Genomic DNA, 20505 nt, shown 5'->3' with positions numbered 1-20505 from the left:
TTATTCCTGGACGAAATGCATTTTCCCGGGCGTTCGCCCAAGGTCGCACCCCGAAAGGTATTTTCTTCTTTGCATTCCCGGCCGGGCTTCGCCAAGAATGCCCGGCGATTTTCGAAAGGTTAGGAGAGGGAGATTTTGATGACCCGTACGCCCGGTTTCAACACCTTAGCCGTTCATGCCGGCGCCAAGCCGGATCCGGCAACCGGCGCCCGCGCCACGCCGATATATCAGACCACCTCCTTTGTCTTCGACGATGCCGACCATGCCGCGTCGCTGTTTGGGCTGAAAGCCTTCGGCAACATCTACACCCGCATCATGAATCCGACGCAGGCGGTGCTCGAGGAGCGCCTTGCCGCGCTGGAAGGAGGCACCGCGGCACTTGCCGTCGCTTCTGGCCACGCCGCGCAGGTGCTGGTCTTCCACAATCTGATGCAGCCCGGCGACAACTTCATCGCTGCCAACAAGCTTTATGGCGGCTCGATCAACCAGTTTGGCCATGCGTTCAAGAACTTCGGCTGGGAAGTTCGCTGGGCCGAAGCGAATGATCCGGCGACCTTCGAAAGCCAGATCGACGACAAGACCAAGGCGATCTTCATCGAAAGTCTTGCCAATCCCGGCGGCATCTTCGTCGATATCGAGAAGATCGGTGACATCGCCCGCAAGCATGGCCTGCCGCTGATCGTCGACAATACGCTGGCCTCGCCCTATCTGGTTCGGCCGATCGAGCACGGCGCCGATATCGTCGTCCATTCGCTGACCAAGTTCATCGGCGGCCACGGCAATTCTATCGGCGGCGCCATCATCGACGGCGGCACGTTCGACTGGTCGAAGTCGGGCAAATATCCGATGCTGTCGGAGCCGCGTCCCGAATATGGCGGCCTTGTGCTGCACGAGACCTTCGGCAATTTTGCATTCGCCATTGCCGCGCGCGTGCTAGGCCTGCGCGACATCGGCCCGGCGATCTCGCCCTTCAACGCCTTCCTGATCCTGACCGGCCTTGAAACACTGCCGCTGCGCATGCAGCGCCATTGCGACAACGCCGCGAGTGTCGCCGGCTGGCTCTCCAACCATCCCAAGGTTGCCTGGGTGAACTATCCCGGACTGCCAAGCGACAAGAACAACGCGCTGCAGAAGAAATACTCGCCGCAGGGCGCAGGCGCCGTGTTCACCTTCGGCCTCAAGGGCGGCTATGAAGCAGGGATCAAGTTCGTCGAGGCGCTGGAACTGTTCTCGCATCTGGCCAATGTCGGCGATACCAAGTCGCTGGTCATCCATCCGGCCTCGACCACGCATCGCCAGCTTTCCGACGAGCAGAAGGTCAAGGCCGGTGCCGGGCCAGACACCGTCCGCCTCTCGGTCGGCATCGAGGACGTCAACGACATCGTCGCCGATCTCGAGCAGGCGCTCGGCAAGGTCTGACATGTCGGCCTTTCTTGCGGTCAATGTCGACAGCGTCGAACCGGAGGCCGGCGCGCCGGCCCCGGACCGGGTGATCTCGGGCGATCCGAAATTCCGCACCTGGAATGTCGAGGAGCGCGATGGCAGCCTCTATGCCGGCATCTGGGAAGCGACGCCGGGCAAGTGGCGCATCGTCTATGACGAATGGGAGTTCTGCCACATCCTGTCGGGCGTCTCGGTGATCGCCGAGGACGGTGGCGAGGCGCGCACGGTCAGGGCAGGTGACAGTTTCGTGCTGAGGCCGGGTTTCAAAGGAACTTGGGAAGTGCTCGAGACGACGCGCAAGGAATATGTGATCCGGCTCTGAATAGGCTTCTTATTGGTGGAGGTTTCGTACGTTGGAGGCTGGCCGAAATGCCTACCGCTTCGTCATTCTATGGCGGAGCAAGGAGCGAAGCGACGCGCGCAGACCATAGAATCCATGCCACGACTTTGACGCGTTGCAGCGATGCAGAATTCTGCACCGCAGCATCCTTCGGCCAAGGTCACGGCATGGATCCTTGGGTCTGCGCGCCGCTTCGCGTCGCTACGCCCAAGGATGACGAAGTCGCGTAGGTCTCTGCTCAAAAGGTGACGGCAACCCGTTCCAGCCCATGAAAATGATAGCTGTCGCGGAAGCGCGGCGTCTGCGCCAGGCGTAAATCGGGCAACCGATCGAACAGCGTTTTCAGCGAGACCTGCAACTCCAGCCTGGCCAGCGGCGCGCCGATGCAGAAATGAATGCCGGCACCGAAGGAGACGTTCTTCTGGTCTGTGCGGGCCGGGTTGAAAGTATCGGGTTCGGCAAAGGCCAGGGGATCATGATTGGCCATGCCGAGCAGCAGCGCCACCATCTCGCCAGGCCTGACCAAAATGCCCGGCGAAACTTCGATTTCCTCATAGGCGTAGCGCAGGAACATGTGCAGCGGCGCGTCGTAGCGCAGGCATTCCTCGACCGCCGCAGCGTTTCTCTCCGGCGTTCCGAAGAAGCGGCGCGGATCGCCGCCTTGCGCCAGGATCGAGCGCACCGCATTGCCGGTCTGGTGCACGGTCGCTTCATGGCCGGCATTGAGAAGCAGGATGGCCGACGACACCAGCTCGTCTTCCGAAAGCCTCTGACCATTGTCCCGGGCTTCGATCAGCAGCGAAAGCAGATCGTCGCCCGGCTTCTTGCGCCGCTCGGCGACGTAGCCGCGCAGGAAATCGGAAAAATTGTGGGCGGCGCGGTTGGCCGTGTCTTCGGTCTCGCGCGTGCGGCCATGCATATACATGGCGACCATCCGGTGCGACCAGTCGAGCAGTTGCGGCCCCATCTCGACCGGAACGCCAAGCATCTCGGCGATAATGGTGATCGGCAAGGGCGAGGCGTAGGCAGGCAGAAGGTCGACGCCGTTTGGCTCGAAGCGGTCGATCAGCTCGTTGGCTAGAGCCTCGATGCGTGGCCTGAGCCGTTCGACCTGGCGCGAGACGAAGGCGCGGTTGACCAGCGTGCGCAGCCGCGTATGCACCGGCGGCTCCAGCTCCAGCATGGAATTCGCCTCGATCGCATCAAAGGCCACGAGATGCGAGCGGTCGTCGCTCACGCCGCGGCTGTCGGGAATTCCGGCCGGGTTCTGGCGGCCGAAGCGGCGGTCGCGCAGCAAGCGGTTGACGTCGTCGAAGCCGCCGAAACACCAGAAACCATAGTCTTCCCAGAAGAAGGCGTTGGCATTGCCATGCAGGAAGGCGTAGGCCTCATAAGGGTTCTGCACGAAGGCTGGCTCGTGCGGGTCGAGACGCAGGCGGCGGCTCAAGGTGTCGAAGTCGAGATAGGCTGGCATCATGGTTGATCATTAGCGCGCCTTGTCAGCCCGATGCCAGACCGTATCTTGGCGCCCGTGAAGCCGAAGCGTTGAGCCAGGCGAGCCGGGAAGGATGTTCTGATGAATGTGATCGTCGTCGGCGCAGGCATCGCGGGACTGTCTACTGCCTGGTCGCTGGTCAGAGCCGGCCATAATGTCTCGATCGTCGAGCAAGGGCCTATCCCCAACCCGCTCGCGGCTTCCGGCGATCATCATCGCATCATCCGCCGCGCCTACCGCGCCGGCACCGGCTACGGCCAGCTGATCAGCGAGGCCTATGATGCCTGGGACGAGCTCTGGGTCGATCTCGGCGAAAACCACCTCGATCCGCGCGGTTTCCTCTGTGTCTCGCGCGAGCCTGGCGACGAGGCAGAGGAATACCGCGAGGGATTGGAGGAGGGAAATTTTCCCTTCGAATTGCTAGATCCGGCAGCTGCCGTGGAGCGCTGGCCGTTCCTCGAACCGGGCACCTTCCGCTATGCCTATTTCTCTACCGAAGGCGGCGCGTTGCATTGCAAGAAAATCGCCGCCGGCCTGGCAAAATGGCTGCGCGCCCGTGGCGCCAATGTCTATGAGAACAGCAAGGTGGTCGAGGTCGACGCCGATGCCGGCCGCATCGTGCTGGAAAGTGGCGAGACGATGCAGGCCGATCGCGTCGTGGTGGCCGCCGGTGCCTGGGTGCTGAAACTGTTTCCGGAGCTCGGCGGCGAGCTGAAGACGTTTCGCACCGCGCTCGCCTATGTCGAGCCGCCGGCGGATCTCAAGGCCGCCTGGGAAGTGGCGCCCGTCATACTCGATGTCGGCGGCGTCACCGACGGCTATATGATCCCGATCACGCGCGGCGCTGGTATGAAGTTCGGCTCCGGCCTGCATAAGGTGCCGACCAGCGACGCAGACTGGAACCGTGAACCGGTGCCGGGCGAGGGCGAGGTGATCCGCAACCTGTTCTCGCCCCCGATCGCCCGCATCACCGAATACAAGGTGACCGAGGTCGTTACCTGCGCCTACACCTTTACCGCCGACGAGAAATTCCTCGCGCATGAGAAAGGCAAATGCCTGGTCGTCTCGGCCTGTTCAGGCCATGGCTACAAATTCGGCGCAAGTGTCGGGCGACGTGTCGCAAGGGCCATCGGAGACGGCGACATTGCCGGCCTGAAACGCTGGTTGCGCGCCGAAATGATCTAGTTGGATAGCCGGCTAATTGACGTGGTTTCAGTGCACCGTCTTCAGGATACCTGCCACCTTGGCGGCGATTGCCGCGTCGAGCGCCGGCCAATTCGCGAGAAGCTCGCGCGGAAAACGGTAGGTGAGGCTGAGATCGTCGCCGACCTGGATGTCGCGTTCGCAGGGCGCCAGCGATTCTTCCGCGCTTGGCCCGCTCAGGCAGCGGGCGACGAATGGATCCTTGCCGGGACGTTCGGCGACGGCCAGCACCTCGTTCAGATAGCCTGATTTTTCAGCGAAGGCGTAAACCGTCGTGCCGCCAGGACCGGGCGTGCCCGGCTTTTCGATCAGGGCGCTGTAGATCGGCGCAAAGCGGCCGCTCATATCGCGCGACATCATCCGCGGCTCGAACGACAGGAAAACGATCTTCCTGGTCGTCGCGTGGTTGAAGTCGTCGCGCGCGGCCGTGCTGTAGCCGTCCATCTCGGGGTAGCGCAGATAGAGATCGAGCCGCGAGGCGATGCCGTCGCGCCTCGCCTGGTCGAAGCGGATGAAGTTCGCCGGCACCCTGATCAGATTGTTGCCCATGACGATCCGGCGCACCGTCGTGTCATCCGAATAGCCGGCCATGGCGATTGATCGGCCTAGCCATTTGCCGCCGACGCTGATGGCCACCGAAAGCAGCGCCAGCGCCGCGAACGTGCAGAAGACCCGCTTCATCAAGGTCGAATCGACGACCTCGATGTCCGGGCTCTCGGCGACGGTTGCCTGTCTCATTCGCTCTTCCCCGATCCGCTCACCTGTCCTGCGGCGGCACAGTCTCGCGCGGCACGGCTCTTGCAGCGCGTTGGCACGACTGTGCGTTTTCATGGTAAACGGCTGGTAAACATGGATCCCGTTGTGCTTGTTCTTTACGCTTTTGCGGTTGGTCTCACGGCTTGCGGGCTGGCCGGATCGGTCATGGAGCTGCTGTCCGGCCGACGCCTGGCCTTTGCCGAACCCTATGTCTCGCCCGTCCATATCCTGCGTTCGCTCGCCGCAACTGCTTGCGCCGGGCCTTTCATGCTCACCAACGAGGCTTTGGCCGCCCGGCGCGAGGGCCGCATCGGCACGATGGCGCTGTTGTCCTGCGGTTGCACGGCCATTGCCTGGGCGCTGGCGCTCGGCGTCGTGTTGATCGCCATTGCATCCTGGGCGACCGTCAACTTAGGGTCCTTCGAATTCTCTGGTTGAGACGATTCGGAGACGAAAATGCCGGTCTATGCGATCGATGGGAAAGTGCCCCGGTTCGAGGACGCCGATACGAACTGGATTGCGCCGGACGCGACGCTGATCGGCGATATCAGGATTGGCCGCCACGCCGGCTTTTGGTTCGGTGTCGTCATCCGCGGCGACAATGAGCCCATCACGATCGGCGCGGACACCAATGTGCAGGAACATACGGTCATGCATACCGATCCGGGCTTTCCGCTGACGATCGGCGAAGGCTGCACGATCGGCCACAGGGCGCTGTTGCATGGCTGCACGATCGGCGACAACAGCCTGATCGGCATGGGCGCCATCGTGCTGAACGGCGCCAGGATCGGCAACAACTCGCTGGTCGGGGCCGGCGCCCTGGTGACGGAAAACAAGGTTTTCCCGGACAATTCGCTGATCGTCGGCTCGCCCGCCAAGGTGATAAGGACGCTGGACGCTGCTGCGATCGAGCGCCTGCGCGTCTCGGCCGCCCACTATGTGGCCAACGCCAAACGCTTCAAAGCCAAACTGAAGACAGTTTGACAGCGGCGAGCTGCTTCGCGCATCCATCAGACGCGGCGGCTGTCCATCGCTTCACGCAGCACGGAAGCACCGGCTTCGAAGCCGGCGCGCTCCGCGCCTTCCAGCGCCGTTTCATAGTCGTCGATGCGGGTCCTCAGCGACGGGTCCGCGCCTGAGAGGAGCAGCAGGCGGATCGCGTCAGTGTCACGCCGGGACACCGCATAGTGGAGCGGCGTCCAATCGTTCACGCCGCGCATATCGGGGTCGGCGCCATGCTCGAGCAGGATACGAATGACGTCCAGCCGGTCTGGCCGTTCCGTCGACAACGCGGCAATGATCGAGGGAAATCCGGCAAGATCCTCATAATTCGGGTTCGAGCCGGCATCGAGCAAGGCGGTGATGAACGGGGCCGGGCTCCAGTAGACGGCATATTCCAGCGGATGGCCAAGGCCGAGCTCGAACGGCATCCTCTCGTCGAACCAGTGCGCTGAACCGCCAAGCGCCGTTCCCAAGGCCTCGAAATCTCCGGCCTTGAAGGCGTCATCGATGGCCTTGAAAAGCCGATGACGCTCGCAGCGGTCCTTAGGTATCTCCAGCATAGTCAGTGGTCCGAAAAGCAAGATAGTGCTTAGATCGATCAGTCTTGGGAAGCTGAACAGTGGTCTCCGGTTTTATCCGGTTTTGTTCTTTGATCCTTTCATCGGCCTGGGCTTCAGCCGTATCCGCATGGCGCCGCTCTTCGATGTCTCGATTTCGAATTCCGCTGTCTTCCTCACGAGGTCGCTGAGTTTGCCGAAGCCATAGGTGCGAGGATCGAAATCGGAGAACAAGTTTGAAAGCTGTTTGCCGAAGGTGCCGAGCAGGACCCATCCATCCTCGCTCTCCATTTGGCGTATGACTTTCTTGAGTATCGGCGCAGCGGCGCTTGGCGACTGAAGCGGCTTTGCAGCCGGGGCTGCGTCCTGAGGATTCACCGCGCCGGGAAGGAGGTTCTCAGTGTAGACGAAGCGGCGACATGCTTGCCGGAAGCTTTCCGGTGTTTTCTGCTCTCCGAAGCCGAAAACATCGACGCCCTGTTCGCGGATTCGGGCTGCAAGCCTGGTAAAATCACTGTCGGACGAAACCAAGCAGAACCCGTCAAAGCGGCCGCTGTGAAGCATGTCCATGGCATCGATCACCAGGGTGATATCGGATGCGTTCTTTCCCGTCGTGTAAGCAAACTGTTGTTGCGGGATAATGGCATATTTCGAAAGAACGTCCGCCCACCCCTTCGATCTGGTGCTTGAAAAGTCTCCGTAGATGCGGCGGACGCTGGCTTCGCCAATCTTTGCGATTTCTTCAAACAAGCCATCGACGATTTTCGCCGGGGCATTGTCGGCATCGATAAGAACGGCAAGGCGCGGGGATCTGGGCTCGGTCGGCATTCAACGCTTTCGGTTCGCTTCTATTGTGCAATACCCGCGGTTGCCGCAGCTGCATTCGCGCCGGCAGCTGACGGCGAAGATAGCAACCGATGATGGTGCCGTCGAATCCGTTCGCCAGAAATAGCGGAGCCGGCCCCGGGGACAGGGGCCGGCTCCTAAAACCCGGTCGTTGGGGACGGGGAGGGTGGGGACTCGACCGGGCTTTCTCCCTAAGCGCGCCGCATCAATGCGGCGCGCTTGACCGCTTCATGCATGCCTCTGCCCTAAACCGCCATGCGCTGAAGGGCGACATGCTCTCGCGTCCTAGCGGACGCTGGCGACGGCGTCGTCGCGGCCGTCGTTGATGGTGACCCAAACGCCCGAATTCTCAGTCGATTGACGCTTGAGATAGGTGTAGACCGTATCGTTCCAGGCGAGCACTTTCGGCTCGAGATTGTCGAGAATGAATTCGCCGAGGCTGGTGCGCACGGTCAGCACGGCATGGCCGTCGCCATTCGGCTGGCGCACCACCGTCATCAACAAATTGCCGGCCGGAACACCCGCCGCCATCAGCTCCCGGCGCTTCTCCAGCCCATAGTCCTCGCAGTCGCCATAACCCTTGTCGGGGTAGGCCCAGTATTCCTCGACACCGTAGATCTCCATGTCGGTGCGCGGCTTGACGCGGGTGTTGACCGAATTATTGACGTTGACGATCGTCGCCCACAGCTTGCGCGTCAGCTCGACAGGAGCCCCCTTCGGTGTCCGCTCGTTGCATTCGACCGGGATGCGCTGACAGAGATCGTAGTGACCGACCGGCTGGGTGGTGCGGCCACCCGTATGCATGAAAGCCGGTGCTGCGCTTGCCGTTCCCCACGCGGAAAGCTGCATCGCCATTGCCAAGAGCAACAGCTTGCCCCTCGTCATTTTCATTGTGGTAGTCTCCCCGTTTGAGAAGACTGTGCCACGTTGGGATTTATTTGACGCAAAAACCCGAAGTAGACATTGAGTAAAACGCCAATAGAATAAACATAAAATTTGAGCTATCGCGATCCGGGATTATTCAGTTTTTACGCGGCTCGCACGAGATCCTGATGGCGCGCCAAGCGGTCTGCGTCCGGGCCGCAACAAAAAACCGGCCTTGACGGCCGGTTCGCTTTCGCGCCTGCGGTGCGGTCGTGTCAGGACCGCGGCGCGTTGAATTCCTGATCGAGCGTTTCCGGCCGCTGGATGACGGCGAACTCTATGGCGACGCCATCCTCGAAATGGCGCACCACCTGGCCGCGCATCGTTCCGAGCATGACCTGGATGCCGATCGCCGGCTTGACGTCGATCTCGATCGCCGCGCCGGAAAGCGACAGGTCGATGATGCGGCACTGATACTGGCGCCCGTCGGTGAGCTGCAGGACGCTCATCGGATTGCGTGGCGCCACGCGCTCGTGGCGGCGATCCTCGGGCAGGTCGAGTTCATGCTTGTTGGCAAGCCAGGTGAGCTGCGCGGCAAGCTTGTCCTTCTTGCGCTCGGAGGCGATGACGGTCATGGCGAAACCGTCCTGCGACGTGCGCGTCACGACGCCTTCGACGCGGCCGATATGATCGATATAGGCGATGACCTTCTCGCCCGGCATGCCGATGCGATCAGTGCGCAGCGCAACATTGCCGGGCGACATATCGATAACCTGGCATGGATGCTCGGTGCGGTCTTCCAGCATAAAACGCCCGTAAATCTTGACCCGGACACGCTGAAAGTTGCGCCGCTCAGCACGTGACGGCGCATATTCTACCGCCGCTGACCTCATGACTGCCTACACCCCGTTGGCATTCCGCGCGACGATGCGAGGAATTTCACCCAAAAACTACAGCGAAGCAGGTTAACAAACGGGAAAAATCGGCCACGAAAGCCTAAGCCCGAAGGCTGGTAAAAGGTGGAAAAACCAGCCGCGAGCGAGGCAAAAGCCGCGCGCGGCTGAGCTCATTCATGACGCCCGCCGTCGAGGACGACGAGGTGGCGGATGCGGCGCGCGCGGCCGAGCGCCGAAATGGTTTCCGGGGGATCGAATTCGGACGGAACGAGCGAGGGAACCTCGATCGCCGGCCGGTTCTTCAGGAACATCGGCTCCTTCTCGGGGTCTATCACCCGGATCGTGTCGATGAGCGCATCGGCGAGCGGGTCGGCGCCCAGCCAGAACGGCTTGTCGGCGGTGCTGATGATGCCGAGGCAGCGCGGGTTCTCGGCGCCTCCGTCTAGCGGCAGCGCCAGGATCTCGAATCCGTTGGAGCGGCCGTTGCGGCTGAACCCCTCATAAGTCATGAGCAGGACTGATTTCTGATGGAAGACGCCCTGCATGAGCCGCGACACCAGCCGCTGGTCCTTCTCGCGCCAGAGCGAAGGAAAGGAGAAGCCCTTGAGCTCGCGGCCGTAATAGGCGCAGAGCCTCGTGCCGGCCAGCCGGAACACCGCTTCGCCACGCGTATCGCGCTCGAGGATGAAGGTGTCGGCCAAAAGCGACTTGATGTCAGCCGGTTCCACCTCCGATCGCTTAGGGGCGAGGCGACCATCACGCAGCCGGTTCCAATATTGGAACAGCGCGACCGATCCTTTTTCATTCATTTCCGTTCCGCTCCGCACAATCTGTCTTTTGATGTCCCATCGGCGAACAGACAGGGCGCCCTCCGATGACCTTCATGCGGTGCGGAGCAGGATGCGTGCCAGTATCGTTAACGTTTGTTCACGCCTCGGGGTCGTTAAGGTTAACAAATGGTTTACATTGCGCGCCGCTGAAGCCTGTGGCACATCAAAACCACTCCAAAACGGTCGTTCTCGCAGCGATCGGCAGCACTTCAGTCACGAGTTTATGGGGAGCAGGGGACTCGACCGGCCGTTCAGGGAAATCCTGGACGGCCTTCTTTTTGATTCGTCCCGGTCTGATTCGCTCCCTTTCCGCTCGGCAGCTGTGGCGATTCGCTGTTTGTGATTCGAACGGGCGTGATCTACATGCTCGCCGAAAACCCCGAGTCCCAATCCTGCAAGGGCGCATGAGCGAACCGGTAAGCCCCACTGAAACCGAACCGCAGCCGGATGAAGAGGCGCCGGAACCGCGCCGCGAGCCTGTGTTCAACTTGCCGCGGGTGGTGCTTGCGGTGATCAGCATTTGCGCGGCCGTCTATCTGCTGCAGCAATATGTGCTGAACGAAGCGCAGCAAATGACGCTGCTCTATGACGGGGCCTTTATTCCGGTGCTGTACACCGGCCAATACGGCTTCGACTGGTTCCTGTTCACTCGTCCGTTCACCTATGCGTTCATGCATGGGAGCGTTGCCCACATCGCCATCAACATGATCTGGCTTGCTGCCTTCGGTTCGCCGCTCGCCAATCGTCTCGGTGCGCTACGATTCGCGGTGTTCTACGCCGTGACGGGGCTGGCCTCGGTCGCTCTGTTCTGGGCAATGCACCCGTATGGCGAGGTACCGCTGGTCGGCGCGTCCGGCGCCATTTCAGGAATGATGGGCGCGGCGGCGCGCTATGGCTTCCACGTCGACCGCTCGTCCGGCACGGCGGCCTTCGCCGGCGAACCCTTGCCGATCGCGGCCGTTTTGCGCTCGCGTGGCGTCATGACCTTTCTGGGCGTCTGGATGCTCATAAATCTGGCTACCGGTCTGCTCGGCTTCGCGCCGGGTATCGACGGCCAGATCGCTTGGGAAGCCCATATCGGCGGCTTCGTCGCCGGCTTTTTCGGGCTGCGTTTTTTCGACCGTCCATTGCCTGCGGTCTGAGACCCGCTTCCACTTGAAATGCAACCAATGACGGCGCACGATGTTGCTAGTGCATGTTGCCCAAAAGTGTGTAGCGGTTTTGGGAGGACGACATGCATCAAAACACAAACTTAAAGCGCGCTTCGACGCGCTTTAAGCCACCCGGTGTCTTCCTAAGGCGCCGGGGCGGAAAGCCGGTCAGGGCATGAGCCGGCGTCAAAGGCAGTGGAGGACGCCATGACGGTTAAGGCAATTCTTGAAAGCAAGGGCCATGACGTGTTCACGCTCGGGCCCAATGAAAAACTCAGCGAGGCCATTCGCATGCTGGCCGAGCATCGGGTCGGCGCGCTCGTCATCACCAATGGCGACCGCAAGATCGTCGGCATTCTCTCGGAGCGCGACATCGTGCGGGTGGTGGCCAAGGAGGGCGCCGCCGCGCTCGACATAGCCGTGCGCTCCGCGATGACGCCAAAGGTCAAGATCTGCAACGAAAGCCACACCGTCAACGAGGTCATGGAGATCATGACGAAGGGCCGATTCCGCCATTTGCCGGTGGAAAAGGGCGGTATGCTCGACGGCATCGTCTCCATCGGCGACGTGGTCAAGCGCCGCATCGAGGATGTCGAGCGCGAAGCCGAGGAGATCAGGGCCTACATCGCCACCGCCTAGCGGGCACGGCGAGAAAACCGCCGGCTGTTTCCAGCCGGCGGCGTGTGGCGCGTTCTATCGGTTGTCGAGTTCGGCGCGGACGAGCTCGAGCCCGCGCCGGGTGATGCGGTAGGGCCCGCCATCGATCGATGAGACGGCCTTCTTCCGCCTCAGTTTTCGAAACAGCTCCAGATCGAAGCCCGGATAGCGCCAGCCGTCTCGGGTCAGGCACCGGACCGAGGCGATCTTCCTGCTTTCGTTCTTTTCGATTTCGATACGCCCGCCTTGCGCGAGCAGGTGCAGGATGCGCTGTGTCCCACAGCGCCGCGCGTCCTCTTGGACGCGCCAAGGACGCTGTGGCACTTTTAGTTGGCGCATGATCCTTTCCGAAAATCAGTTCCGATTTTCGGGGTCATGCGCTGCGCGAAATGTCCATTTGAGGAAAGTCCCGGGAAAAACAACAAAAGCCGCCGCCGCGAGACATCGCGGCACGGGGTTTCAGGTTTTTCTGCCCTGCCTCGCTACGAGGTCAGGGCTTCACCGGGACTGAGCGTAAGTGGACATCCACTCTCCATTGGGATGGGCGTCCTATAGGCGAACGTGGCGGAAAAGGCCAGCGAGTGGGCTTTGCGCTTGTCTCGCAAGGCGGTTTGCACTAGCGAAGTTGCTCGTCAAATTATCCGTTTGCGCATATTCGCGAATTCTAAGATACGCAGGCACTCCATGAGCATCATCGACACCCGCACCCCCGACGCAAAACGTCTGATCCCCGGCGCCACCGGCGACTGGGAGATCATCATCGGGCTCGAAGTGCATGCGCAAGTGATCTCGGAGGCCAAGCTTTTCTCCGGCGCCTCGACCTCATTCGGCGCCGCGCCCAACGCCAATGTCAGCCTGGTCGACGCGGCGATGCCCGGCATGCTGCCGGTCATCAACGAGGAATGCGTCAAGCAGGCGATCCGCACCGGGCTCGGGCTGAAAGCCGAGATCAACCACAAGTCGGTCTTCGACCGGAAGAATTATTTCTATCCGGACCTGCCGCAGGGCTACCAGATATCGCAGTTCAAGCAGCCGATCGTCGGCGAGGGCAAGGTGACCGTCTCGGTAGGGCCCGACCGCCAGGGCGAATTCGAGGATATCGAGGTCGGCATCGAGCGCTTGCATCTGGAACAGGACGCCGGCAAGTCGATGCATGACCAGCATCCGACCATGTCCTATGTCGATCTCAACCGCTCCGGCGTCGCGCTGATGGAGATCGTCTCCAAGCCCGACATCCGCTCGGCCGACGAGGCCAAGGCCTATGTGACGAAACTGCGCACCATCATGCGCTATCTCGGCACTTGCGACGGCAACATGGACGAGGGTTCGTTGCGCGCCGACGTCAATGTCTCTGTGCGGCGCCCGGGCGGCGCCTTCGGCACGCGCTGCGAGATCAAGAACGTCAACTCGATCCGCTTCATCGGCCAGGCGATCGAATCCGAAGCGCGCCGGCAGATCGCCATCCTCGAGGACGGCGGCAAGATCGATCAGGAGACGCGGCTGTTCGATCCGAGCAAGGGCGAGACGCGCTCGCTGCGCTCCAAGGAAGAAGCGCATGACTATCGCTACTTCCCGGATCCGGATCTTTTGCCGCTGGAATTCGACCAGGCCTATGTCGAAGCGCTCGGCAAGGACCTGCCGGAACTGCCCGACGACAAGAAGGCGCGGCTGATTTCGTCGCTCGGCCTGTCGACCTACGACGCCTCGGTGCTGGTGTCGGAAAAGCCGATCGCCGACTATTTCGAGAAGGTGGCTTCGGGTCGCGACGGCAAGCTCGCCGCCAACTGGGTTATCAACGACTTGCTCGGCGCCCTGAACAAAGCCGGCAAGGACATTGAAAATGCTCCGCTTTCACCTGAGCAGCTCGGTGCCGTCATCGACCTGATCAAGGAAGGCACCATCTCCGGCAAGATCGCCAAGGACCTGTTCGAGATCGTCTGGAACGAAGGCGGCGATCCGCGCGAGCTCGTCGAGAGCCGCGGCATGAAGCAGGTCACCGACACCGGCGCCATCGAGAAGGCGGTCGACGAGGTCATCGCCGCCAACCCGGACAAGGCCGAGCAGGCGCGCGCCAAGCCGACCATGGCCGGCTGGTTCGTCGGCCAGGTGATGAAGGTCACAGGCGGCAAGGCCAACCCGCAGGCGGTCAACGACCTCGTCAAGGCCAAGCTCGGCATCGAATAGGGCAGTGTTCGTCCGCACCGCCAGCGAGCGTGATCTGGGCGCCATCCGGGCGCTGCTGGTCGAGACCTGGCACGCGACCTATGACGCCATCTACGGCGTCGAGCGGGTTACTGCGATCACCGACGGTTGGCATTCGATCGCCGCGCTCAAGGCACGGCTGACGCGGCCGAATTCCGAGTTCCTGGTAGCCGACGACGGCAAGCGGCTTGGCGGCATGGCTTTCGCCGCCGCCACCACCGACCCGAAGACAGTCCTCCTGAACCAACTCTACGTGCATCCGGCCTGTCAACGACAAGGGATTGGACAGTCGCTGCTCGCCGAAGTCGTGGCCAGTTTTCCCGAGATGCGTACGCTGCGCCTCGAGGTCGAGGAGGCGAATGCCGCGGCGATCATCTTCTATGAGGCGAACGGGTTCCGGCCGGTAGGCAGGACAGCGGATTGCGGCGGCAGTTCGGGATTGCCCGCGCTTATCCTGGAAAAGCGGCTCGGCTAGATCGCCGGCGAGCATCCCTATTTCATCGCGCGGTTTTGATTTGATCGCGCCGATCCAGATGATCAAGGCTGCTCTCGCCGGCGCCGTACCCTCCATAAGGCAGGGCGTTGCCCGCTAGGGGGACAACCATGCCGAGCTTGCCAGAACTGATGCCGACCGAGGTGTCGGACGAGACTTTTGGCGGCGTGACCTATCACGTCGCCGGCGAACTGGTGCCGGTGCTGTCGGTCGATGTGACCAACATGCCGGTCTATTTCGAGCATCACATCCTGTTGTGGAAGAACACCACGATCACGATCGGGCTGAAATCGCTGAAGGGCGCGCTGAAGCGCATGATCGCCGGCATGCAGATTTTCGTCACCGAAGCGTCAGGGCCGGGCGTCATCGCGTTCAGCCGTGACGGCCCGGGCCATATCGTGCCGATCCATCTTCGGCGCGGCGAGGAGATCCAGGTGCGCGAGCACCAGTTTCTCGCCGCCACCGCCAGCGTCGACTACACCTTCGAGCGCGTGCGTGGCCTTGGGACGATGCTGTTCGGCCAGAGCGGCTTCTTCATCGACCGCTTCCGTGGCGAGACCGGCGACGGCATCGTCTGGCTGCATGGCTACGGCAACGTCTTCGAAAAGATGCTGGCGGCCGGCGAGACCATCGACATCGAGCCGGGCGGCTGGCTGTTCAAGGATGCCTCGGTCAGGATGAACACCAGGATCGACCGCCTTTCCAGCGGCTTCTTCGGCGCCAACATGAACTTCGTCGTCAACCGCTTCACCGGTCCTGGCCGCGTCGGCATCCAGTCGATGTATCTGCACATGCCGTCGGAAGAGTAGGCGTTGCGGAGCCCCGCGGCGACAGCTCGCGAATCGGCAGCCGATCGGGTCGCGAGCGGTCAGGCGGAGGGGATCTCCACATTGTCGATCAGCCGTGGCAAATGACCTTCACATTAAAGGTCTTACCCTTGGGGCTGCTTATGCGGTATGGGCAGGAATGGGTGCAGTGGGAGCGGCGTTGGTCGGTATCGTCTAGTTCCATGAGCCCATCCTGCCAGGACAGCTGATCGCATTGCTCTAGTAGTCGTGGGAATCGTGGCTTGCAGCTGCAGGAAGGCGTCTAGCTCGGCGTATCAGGGGTATCAATTCCTGCCGGACAGGCGTGTTTGATAGACTGCCTACAAATAAACCGCTGACAAACAGCCGGCCTCGCTCCGTGGGAGCGCTGGGCGGAGTGCGTGGCGCGATGAGGCCTCTTCACCTCCTCGCCGATTCATCCAACGCTGCTGCGCTTAGCGGGGCTCATCGATACGTCAACATTGCCGGAATGACCCCCATGAGCTTTTGCGGGCAAGTTCCATCCGGTGGACGATGCCAGCTTGATGGCTTGCTGGATGTTTTTGCCACGGAACCCGGCGCGCTCGATAAAGCGCCGAAAGAGTCCGGGCGCTTTTGCGATGATGGTATTTCGCTTGGGCACGACCACCATGTCCGCGCGCCGCTCGATGCCAGCCACAATGTCGCGCACGACTGCTTCGCGCGAAACCATTTTCCAAACGCCTTTGTCATTTCCACCCCACAAGGCACGGCCGGCGGGATCGGCCACTACGTCGTCCATCATCGGTGTGGGGAAAAAGGTGGGATGCACGCTGCCGACGCCGACTCCCAGATGCTGCAATTCCAGGCGGACGCTGTCGCACAGGGCCCAAACTCCTGCCTTGCTGGAAGTGTAGGACGCCTGGAGCGGCGAATGGACGAAGGCAGCCATCGACGAAACGCCCAAGAGGTAGCCCTGCCGCTTCTGCACATAAGGCAGGCCGGCGCGGAAGGTGCGCCAGACACCGTTAAGGTTGATGTCGATGACGCGCTCGAATGCCTCCGGATTGAGCGTGGCCATGGGCGCCATGGTGTCGATGCCTGCGTTGGCGATCACCACGTCGATGTGGCCGAAATGCGCCGCGGCTTCCGCCATGGCCGCCTCCAGGCTCTCCATGCTGCGCACGTTGGCGGTCCAGCCGCGGGCTAGGGAGAGGCCGCCCAAGGTCTTTGCCTGCGCCTCGACCTTGGCCAAGTCCAGGTCGAACAATGCCAGGCGGGCGCCCTTGGCGAGCAGTGCCGCGGCGAGCGCTGATCCTAAGCCGCCGGTGGCGCCGGTGATGGCCACGACCCGATTGATCAAATCATATTTCGACAAGGTTCATCCTTTCAGGGGGATATGGCGCTTGAGAAAATCGAGCTGATCGGCCACCACCCGTTCGAAGGCTTCGCCGACGTAGATGTCGAAATGGCCGGCCCGATACAGGCACACTACGCCGCGCGGCGCCTTCTTGGCATAGCGCTGGGTCGGCCCGGCGGGCGCGACAGAGTCGGTCTCGCAGATGCAGAAAAGAATCGGGCAGGACACCTTTGCTGCCCGGCGGCCGGGACGGTAGCGCAGGATGTTCACCGCGAAGCGCGCTGCGACGTGGTTGCGGAAGGAAAATTCGCTCGGCACCAGGGCCAGATAGCCGCCATGAGCGTCGGGCGCGGTCATGAGGGCGGCGGAATGTGGCGGGCCGGAAGTGGCCACCATCAAGGGTGTCATTCCGACTATGCCGCGCAGCTTGTCCAAGATGGCCATCGCCGTCACTTTGAGGCTGCTGCGCAAATCCATCGCAAGGGCGGAGGCGATGCCGTCGGTGAAGGGACATTGGGCAATGGCAGCCGCCACTTTCTGGTCGCGCGCGGCGGAGGCAATGACATGGCCGCCGCCGAAGGAGGTGCCCCACAGGACTACCTTGTTGCGCATTAGGTTGGGCTGCTGCCGTGCAAAGGCTATTGCGCTGGACCAGTCTTCCAACTGTTTGCCGATGTCCAGCAACTGCCGGGGAGCCCCCTCGCTCGCCCCGAAATTGCGGTAGTCGAAGACCAAGCATGCGTAGCCGGCGTCGGAAAAGCGTTCGGCAAACGCATCCAGGCGCATCTCCTTGATGCCGCCCAGGCCGTGCGCCATGACAATGACGGGGAAGGGCCCGTTCCCCTCCGGTTCATAAAGCCAGCCCCGGCACCGCTCTCCTCGCTGGCCAGAAAAGAACTCTACGTTCGCTCGGCGCCTCATTCTTCCCCCGATATGTCGATGTGTGAGAACATTAGGGGTCATCGACAAAATTGCAACACGATATTGTAATAGGTTCTAAACATGGAAGTCAATCCAATAAAGAACGAAGCGGGCCGGGAAAAGGAGACTCGAAGCCAGCGCAAGGCCAAGGCTACCCGGTTGTCGATCCTGGAAGCTGCGGAGACTTTGCTGGCGGAAGGGGGGCGCGAAGCGGTCACCCTGGAGGCGGTCGCAACACGTGCCGACGTGGCGGTGCAGACCCTATACAACCGGGTCGGCGGTCTCTCGGCGCTGTTAATCGCCGTGGCCGAGCGCGCGCTGGAAGAGAATCGGCAATACATGGACGCCGCGTATGCCTCGCCGGGCGGGGTGGAAGATCGCTTGTACGCGGTGGCTGCGGCCTATACCAACTTCGCCAAGGAACGCCCGCACCAGTTTCGCATCCTGGTCGAGCCGCCGAACGAGCCTGAGGCGCTGACGCGGATCGCGAACTTGATCCGGGAGCAAAATGCCAAGTTGGGCGCCCTGATCCGCCGGGGCATTGACGAGGCGGTCATCGATGGCGGGTTCGCCCCTGAACTCACTTCCACCGCCCTATGGACCATGATGAATGGCGTATTGAGCCTGATGTGGCGCACCGACAGCCTGCGGGCGGACGCCGCGCAAATTGACGCCATGTTCGGCACGGTGATGAAGATTCTCACCGACGGCCTTAAGAAGCGCGGGGTGTGAAACCCACCGCGTGTTCCAGTGACGCATGAGCAACCCGATAACTTCGGTGGCGCGTCCTGCGGCGACAGGCCCGCGGATCGGCAGCCGATCGGGCGCGGGCGCTCAGGCGGAGGGAATCTCCACATTGTCGATCAGCCGCGTCGTGCCAAGCCAGGCTGCCGCGAGCAGACGGCCGTTGAAGTTCTGCTGCCAGGGTTCGAGCGTGACGCTCGCGCGGGCGGCGACATAGTCGACCTTCCGGAAGCCCGCGGAGACAAGCGCCTTTGCCGCATCTTCGGTGGCCGCGGCCTCATCCGCGCCGGTTGAAAGCGCCGCCGCCGTGCGGCGCAGGATTAGGTTGAGCTTGCGCGCGATTTCGAGCTCGGCCTCGCCGAGATAGGCGTTGCGCGACGACATGGCGAGGCCATGGGCGTCGCGCACGGTCGGCGCGCCGATGATCTCGACGGGGAGGTCGAGATCGCGGCAGAGCTGCCTGACGACGCAAAGCTGCTGGTAGTCCTTCTCGCCGAACACGGCGCAATCGGGTGCCGCCTGCAGGAAGAGCTTGGCCACCACGGTCGCGACGCCGTCAAAGAAACTCGGCCTGAAATCCGTTTCGAGGCCGCCGGAGGGTCCACCAACCGAGATCTTGGTGGCGAAGCCGGCGGGGTACATTTCCGTCACGCCCGGCGTGAAGGCGAGATGCGCGCCCGCATCCCGCAACCGGTCGAGGTCGCGCGCCAGCTGGCGCGGATATTTGTCGAGATCTTCCGTCGGCGCGAACTGGGTCGGATTGACGAAGATCGAGACGACGCAGCGCTCGGCCCGTTCGAGCGCGATCCTGACCAGCGAGATATGGCCGTCATGCAGCGCGCCCATGGTCGGCACCATGGCGACCTTGAGACCGGCCTGCCGCCAGTCCCGGACCTGCGCGCGAAGGGCGGTGACGCTGTCGACGACGATCGGCTCGTTCATGTCTCGTCCTTGCCGGCTGCCGTCGTGAAGACGTGGTCGGGGCTGGGAAAGGCGCGGCTGCGCACCTCGGCGGCGTAGCGCGCCGCCGCATCCGCGATCACACTGCGCAAGTCCGCATATTCCTTGACGAATTTCGGCACGCGGTCGACGGTCATGCCGACCATGTCGTCGATCACCAGGATCTGGCCGTCGCAGTCGGCACTGGCGCCGATACCGATGGTCGGTATGGAAATATGGTGGGTCAGCTTGGCAGCCACGGCCTCCATCGTGCCCTCTATGACGACGGAAAAGGCTCCGGCTTTTTCGACCGCTTCGGCATCGCGCAAGAGGGCAGCGATATTGTCCTGCGTCCGGCCCTTGATCTTGTAGCCGCCGTCCTTCTCCACCGACTGCGGCTGCAGGCCGATATGGCCCATCACCGGTATTCCCTCCGTGACGATCGCCGCGATCTGGGCGGCCATGTCGACGCCGCCCTCGAGCTTCACGGCCTGGCAGCCTGTTTCCTCGACGATACGCCTCGCCGACGTCGCGGCCTGGGCCGGTGAGGTCTCATAGCTGCCGGCCGGCATGTCGACCACGACGCAGGCTTTGGCCGAGCCGCGCATCACGGCCTGGCCGTGGGCGATCATCATCTCCAGCGAGGCACCGAGCGTCGTGGCGTGGCCATGCAGGACCATGGCGACGCTGTCGCCGACCAGGAGCAGGTCGACATGCGGATCGAGCAGGCGGGCGATGGGGTAGGTGTAGGCAGTGAGGCAGACGATCGGCACGCCGCCCTTGCGGCGGCGAATGTCTTCGGCGTTGATCCGGTTGTCGGCGGACGGATCCCGGGTCAATGTCACCTCCCTCAAGGGCGCGCCCGACACGGGCTGGCCGAGCTTTAGAAAGACAGGCAGCGCTTGGCAAGCCGCGCTGGGGCTCGCGGCACGGCTGTATCGATTTAGCGCACGAAGCGTCTATACGCACACCATGGCAAAACCCTTGCCTTCGTGCTGGCGGAACGCCATAAGCAGGAGAA

At 62.3% G+C, this 20505-nt stretch carries 24 protein-coding genes; 12 read left to right on the top strand and 12 right to left on the bottom strand.

What is annotated here, in order from left to right; all coding sequences use genetic code 11:
- The first annotated feature begins 138 nt into the window (after positions 1–138).
- A complete protein-coding gene (locus RFM98_RS07040; protein WP_320308194.1) occupies positions 139–1419 on the top strand; it encodes an O-acetylhomoserine aminocarboxypropyltransferase in 1281 nt (426 codons plus the stop codon).
- Position 1420: 1 nt separating this feature from the next.
- The gene (locus RFM98_RS07035) at positions 1421–1765 is read left to right on the top strand and encodes a cupin domain-containing protein (RefSeq protein WP_320308193.1); all 345 of its coding nucleotides are present in this window, start codon (positions 1421–1423) and stop codon (positions 1763–1765) included.
- A gap of 256 nt (positions 1766–2021) precedes the next feature.
- Here RFM98_RS07035 and RFM98_RS07030 read toward each other — a convergent pair whose 3' ends face one another.
- Complete coding sequence (locus tag RFM98_RS07030) at positions 2022–3260, bottom strand: cytochrome P450 (protein ID WP_320308192.1); 1239 nt, start codon at positions 3258–3260, stop codon at positions 2022–2024.
- Between the two features lie 99 nt (positions 3261–3359).
- Here RFM98_RS07030 and RFM98_RS07025 point away from each other — a divergent pair, with 99 nt between their 5' ends.
- Positions 3360–4463 (top strand): NAD(P)/FAD-dependent oxidoreductase, encoded by a 1104-nt coding sequence (locus RFM98_RS07025; RefSeq protein ID WP_320308191.1) that lies wholly within the window; start codon positions 3360–3362, stop codon positions 4461–4463.
- Between the two features lie 27 nt (positions 4464–4490).
- Here the strand turns inward: RFM98_RS07025 and RFM98_RS07020 are convergent, their stop codons facing one another.
- Complete coding sequence (locus tag RFM98_RS07020) at positions 4491–5219, bottom strand: hypothetical protein (RefSeq protein ID WP_320308190.1); 729 nt, start codon at positions 5217–5219, stop codon at positions 4491–4493.
- A 111-nt stretch (positions 5220–5330) separates the two neighbouring features.
- On the opposite strand from RFM98_RS07020, the gene RFM98_RS07015 reads away from it, so the two are divergent.
- Both RFM98_RS07015 and RFM98_RS07010 read left to right on the top strand, forming a co-directional pair.
- Complete coding sequence (locus RFM98_RS07015; RefSeq protein WP_320308189.1) at positions 5331–5675, top strand: DUF6949 family protein; 345 nt, start codon at positions 5331–5333, stop codon at positions 5673–5675.
- Positions 5676–5693: 18 nt separating this feature from the next.
- Positions 5694–6221, top strand: coding sequence for a gamma carbonic anhydrase family protein (locus RFM98_RS07010; RefSeq protein ID WP_320213995.1), 528 nt, complete (start codon positions 5694–5696; stop codon positions 6219–6221).
- 26 nt (positions 6222–6247) lie between these two features.
- Here RFM98_RS07010 and RFM98_RS07005 read toward each other — a convergent pair whose 3' ends face one another.
- The 5 genes from RFM98_RS07005 to RFM98_RS06985 form a co-directional block, all read right to left on the bottom strand.
- Complete coding sequence (locus RFM98_RS07005) at positions 6248–6799, bottom strand: ankyrin repeat domain-containing protein (protein WP_320308188.1); 552 nt, start codon at positions 6797–6799, stop codon at positions 6248–6250.
- 72 nt (positions 6800–6871) lie between these two features.
- Positions 6872–7624, bottom strand: coding sequence for an NYN domain-containing protein (locus RFM98_RS07000; RefSeq protein WP_320308187.1), 753 nt, complete (start codon positions 7622–7624; stop codon positions 6872–6874).
- 303 nt (positions 7625–7927) lie between these two features.
- Positions 7928–8533: a transglutaminase-like cysteine peptidase gene (locus tag RFM98_RS06995; protein ID WP_320308186.1), complete on the bottom strand. Its 606-nt coding sequence runs from the start codon at positions 8531–8533 to the stop codon at positions 7928–7930.
- A 248-nt stretch (positions 8534–8781) separates the two neighbouring features.
- Positions 8782–9399: a PilZ domain-containing protein gene (locus tag RFM98_RS06990; RefSeq protein WP_320308185.1), complete on the bottom strand. Its 618-nt coding sequence runs from the start codon at positions 9397–9399 to the stop codon at positions 8782–8784.
- Between the two features lie 173 nt (positions 9400–9572).
- Complete coding sequence (locus RFM98_RS06985) at positions 9573–10211, bottom strand: PAS domain-containing protein (protein ID WP_320308184.1); 639 nt, start codon at positions 10209–10211, stop codon at positions 9573–9575.
- Positions 10212–10636: 425 nt separating this feature from the next.
- Between RFM98_RS06985 and RFM98_RS06980 the strand changes: the two genes are divergently transcribed.
- Positions 10637–11374 carry a rhomboid family intramembrane serine protease gene (locus RFM98_RS06980; protein ID WP_320308573.1) on the top strand — a complete coding sequence of 246 codons (738 nt, stop codon included), beginning with the start codon at positions 10637–10639 and terminating at the stop codon, positions 11372–11374.
- Between the two features lie 216 nt (positions 11375–11590).
- Positions 11591–12022, top strand: coding sequence for a CBS domain-containing protein (locus tag RFM98_RS06975; RefSeq protein ID WP_320214001.1), 432 nt, complete (start codon positions 11591–11593; stop codon positions 12020–12022).
- Between the two features lie 54 nt (positions 12023–12076).
- Here RFM98_RS06975 and RFM98_RS06970 read toward each other — a convergent pair whose 3' ends face one another.
- Positions 12077–12379 (bottom strand): YjhX family toxin, encoded by a 303-nt coding sequence (locus RFM98_RS06970; protein ID WP_320308183.1) that lies wholly within the window; start codon positions 12377–12379, stop codon positions 12077–12079.
- Between the two features lie 345 nt (positions 12380–12724).
- Between RFM98_RS06970 and gatB the strand changes: the two genes are divergently transcribed.
- The 4 genes from gatB (at position 12725) to RFM98_RS06950 (ending at position 15740) form a co-directional block, all read left to right on the top strand.
- Entirely contained in the window at positions 12725–14224 is a 1500-nt protein-coding gene (gene gatB, locus RFM98_RS06965) for an Asp-tRNA(Asn)/Glu-tRNA(Gln) amidotransferase subunit GatB (RefSeq protein ID WP_320308182.1), read from the top strand.
- A 4-nt stretch (positions 14225–14228) separates the two neighbouring features.
- Positions 14229–14717, top strand: a complete 489-nt coding sequence (locus RFM98_RS06960) for a GNAT family N-acetyltransferase (RefSeq protein WP_320308181.1) — start codon at positions 14229–14231, stop codon at positions 14715–14717.
- Positions 14718–14845: 128 nt separating this feature from the next.
- Complete coding sequence (locus RFM98_RS06955) at positions 14846–15544, top strand: AIM24 family protein (protein WP_320308180.1); 699 nt, start codon at positions 14846–14848, stop codon at positions 15542–15544.
- 94 nt (positions 15545–15638) lie between these two features.
- Entirely contained in the window at positions 15639–15740 is a 102-nt protein-coding gene (locus RFM98_RS06950) for an SMR family transporter (RefSeq protein ID WP_320308179.1), read from the top strand.
- A gap of 237 nt (positions 15741–15977) precedes the next feature.
- On the opposite strand, the gene RFM98_RS06945 is transcribed toward RFM98_RS06950, so the two are convergent.
- Positions 15978–16898: an SDR family NAD(P)-dependent oxidoreductase gene (locus tag RFM98_RS06945; protein ID WP_320308178.1), complete on the bottom strand. Its 921-nt coding sequence runs from the start codon at positions 16896–16898 to the stop codon at positions 15978–15980.
- Between the two features lie 3 nt (positions 16899–16901).
- Entirely contained in the window at positions 16902–17801 is a 900-nt protein-coding gene (locus RFM98_RS06940; RefSeq protein ID WP_320308177.1) for an alpha/beta hydrolase, read from the bottom strand.
- A gap of 81 nt (positions 17802–17882) precedes the next feature.
- Here RFM98_RS06940 and RFM98_RS06935 point away from each other — a divergent pair, with 81 nt between their 5' ends.
- Positions 17883–18533: a TetR/AcrR family transcriptional regulator gene (locus tag RFM98_RS06935; RefSeq protein ID WP_320308176.1), complete on the top strand. Its 651-nt coding sequence runs from the start codon at positions 17883–17885 to the stop codon at positions 18531–18533.
- 102 nt (positions 18534–18635) lie between these two features.
- Here the strand turns inward: RFM98_RS06935 and panC are convergent, their stop codons facing one another.
- Both panC and panB read right to left on the bottom strand, forming a co-directional pair.
- A complete protein-coding gene (gene panC / locus RFM98_RS06930) occupies positions 18636–19487 on the bottom strand; it encodes a pantoate--beta-alanine ligase (RefSeq protein ID WP_320308175.1) in 852 nt (283 codons plus the stop codon).
- The gene (gene panB / locus RFM98_RS06925; protein ID WP_320308174.1) at positions 19484–20323 is read right to left on the bottom strand and encodes a 3-methyl-2-oxobutanoate hydroxymethyltransferase; all 840 of its coding nucleotides are present in this window, start codon (positions 20321–20323) and stop codon (positions 19484–19486) included. Before panB ends, panC begins: the two co-directional genes overlap by 4 nt.
- Between the last annotated feature and the right edge of the window lie 182 nt (positions 20324–20505).

Origin of the sequence: Mesorhizobium australafricanum, from assembly GCF_033977265.1 — a bacterium.
In the GTDB taxonomy this organism is placed as follows: domain Bacteria; phylum Pseudomonadota; class Alphaproteobacteria; order Rhizobiales; family Rhizobiaceae; genus Mesorhizobium; species Mesorhizobium australafricanum.
Note: the sequence above shows the minus strand (reverse complement) of the source record. Positions and strands in the feature narration are given on the sequence as shown.

Bases quoted from the DNA above. Each gene is read 5' to 3' on its own strand.
- RFM98_RS06985 (WP_320308184.1), bottom strand. From the start codon at position 10,211: ATGAATGAAAAAGGATCGGTCGCGCTGTTCCAATATTGGAACCGGCTG.
- RFM98_RS06955 (WP_320308180.1), top strand. From the start codon at position 14,846: ATGCCGAGCTTGCCAGAACTGATGCCGACCGAGGTGTCGGACGAGACT.
- RFM98_RS07010 (WP_320213995.1), top strand. From the start codon at position 5,694: ATGCCGGTCTATGCGATCGATGGGAAAGTGCCCCGGTTCGAGGACGCC.
- RFM98_RS07015 (WP_320308189.1), top strand. From the start codon at position 5,331: ATGGATCCCGTTGTGCTTGTTCTTTACGCTTTTGCGGTTGGTCTCACG.
- RFM98_RS06940 (WP_320308177.1), bottom strand. From the start codon at position 17,801: ATGAGGCGCCGAGCGAACGTAGAGTTCTTTTCTGGCCAGCGAGGAGAG.
- RFM98_RS06975 (WP_320214001.1), top strand. From the start codon at position 11,591: ATGACGGTTAAGGCAATTCTTGAAAGCAAGGGCCATGACGTGTTCACG.
- RFM98_RS06990 (WP_320308185.1), bottom strand. From the start codon at position 9,399: ATGAGGTCAGCGGCGGTAGAATATGCGCCGTCACGTGCTGAGCGGCGC.
- RFM98_RS07035 (WP_320308193.1), top strand. From the start codon at position 1,421: ATGTCGGCCTTTCTTGCGGTCAATGTCGACAGCGTCGAACCGGAGGCC.
- panC (WP_320308175.1), bottom strand. From the start codon at position 19,487: ATGAACGAGCCGATCGTCGTCGACAGCGTCACCGCCCTTCGCGCGCAG.
- RFM98_RS07025 (WP_320308191.1), top strand. From the start codon at position 3,360: ATGAATGTGATCGTCGTCGGCGCAGGCATCGCGGGACTGTCTACTGCC.
- RFM98_RS06995 (WP_320308186.1), bottom strand. From the start codon at position 8,533: ATGAAAATGACGAGGGGCAAGCTGTTGCTCTTGGCAATGGCGATGCAG.
- gatB (WP_320308182.1), top strand. From the start codon at position 12,725: ATGAGCATCATCGACACCCGCACCCCCGACGCAAAACGTCTGATCCCC.
- RFM98_RS07000 (WP_320308187.1), bottom strand. From the start codon at position 7,624: ATGCCGACCGAGCCCAGATCCCCGCGCCTTGCCGTTCTTATCGATGCC.
- RFM98_RS07005 (WP_320308188.1), bottom strand. From the start codon at position 6,799: ATGCTGGAGATACCTAAGGACCGCTGCGAGCGTCATCGGCTTTTCAAG.
- RFM98_RS06935 (WP_320308176.1), top strand. From the start codon at position 17,883: ATGGAAGTCAATCCAATAAAGAACGAAGCGGGCCGGGAAAAGGAGACT.
- RFM98_RS07040 (WP_320308194.1), top strand. From the start codon at position 139: ATGACCCGTACGCCCGGTTTCAACACCTTAGCCGTTCATGCCGGCGCC.
- RFM98_RS07020 (WP_320308190.1), bottom strand. From the start codon at position 5,219: ATGAGACAGGCAACCGTCGCCGAGAGCCCGGACATCGAGGTCGTCGAT.
- RFM98_RS07030 (WP_320308192.1), bottom strand. From the start codon at position 3,260: ATGATGCCAGCCTATCTCGACTTCGACACCTTGAGCCGCCGCCTGCGT.
- RFM98_RS06970 (WP_320308183.1), bottom strand. From the start codon at position 12,379: ATGCGCCAACTAAAAGTGCCACAGCGTCCTTGGCGCGTCCAAGAGGAC.
- RFM98_RS06980 (WP_320308573.1), top strand. From the start codon at position 10,637: ATGAGCGAACCGGTAAGCCCCACTGAAACCGAACCGCAGCCGGATGAA.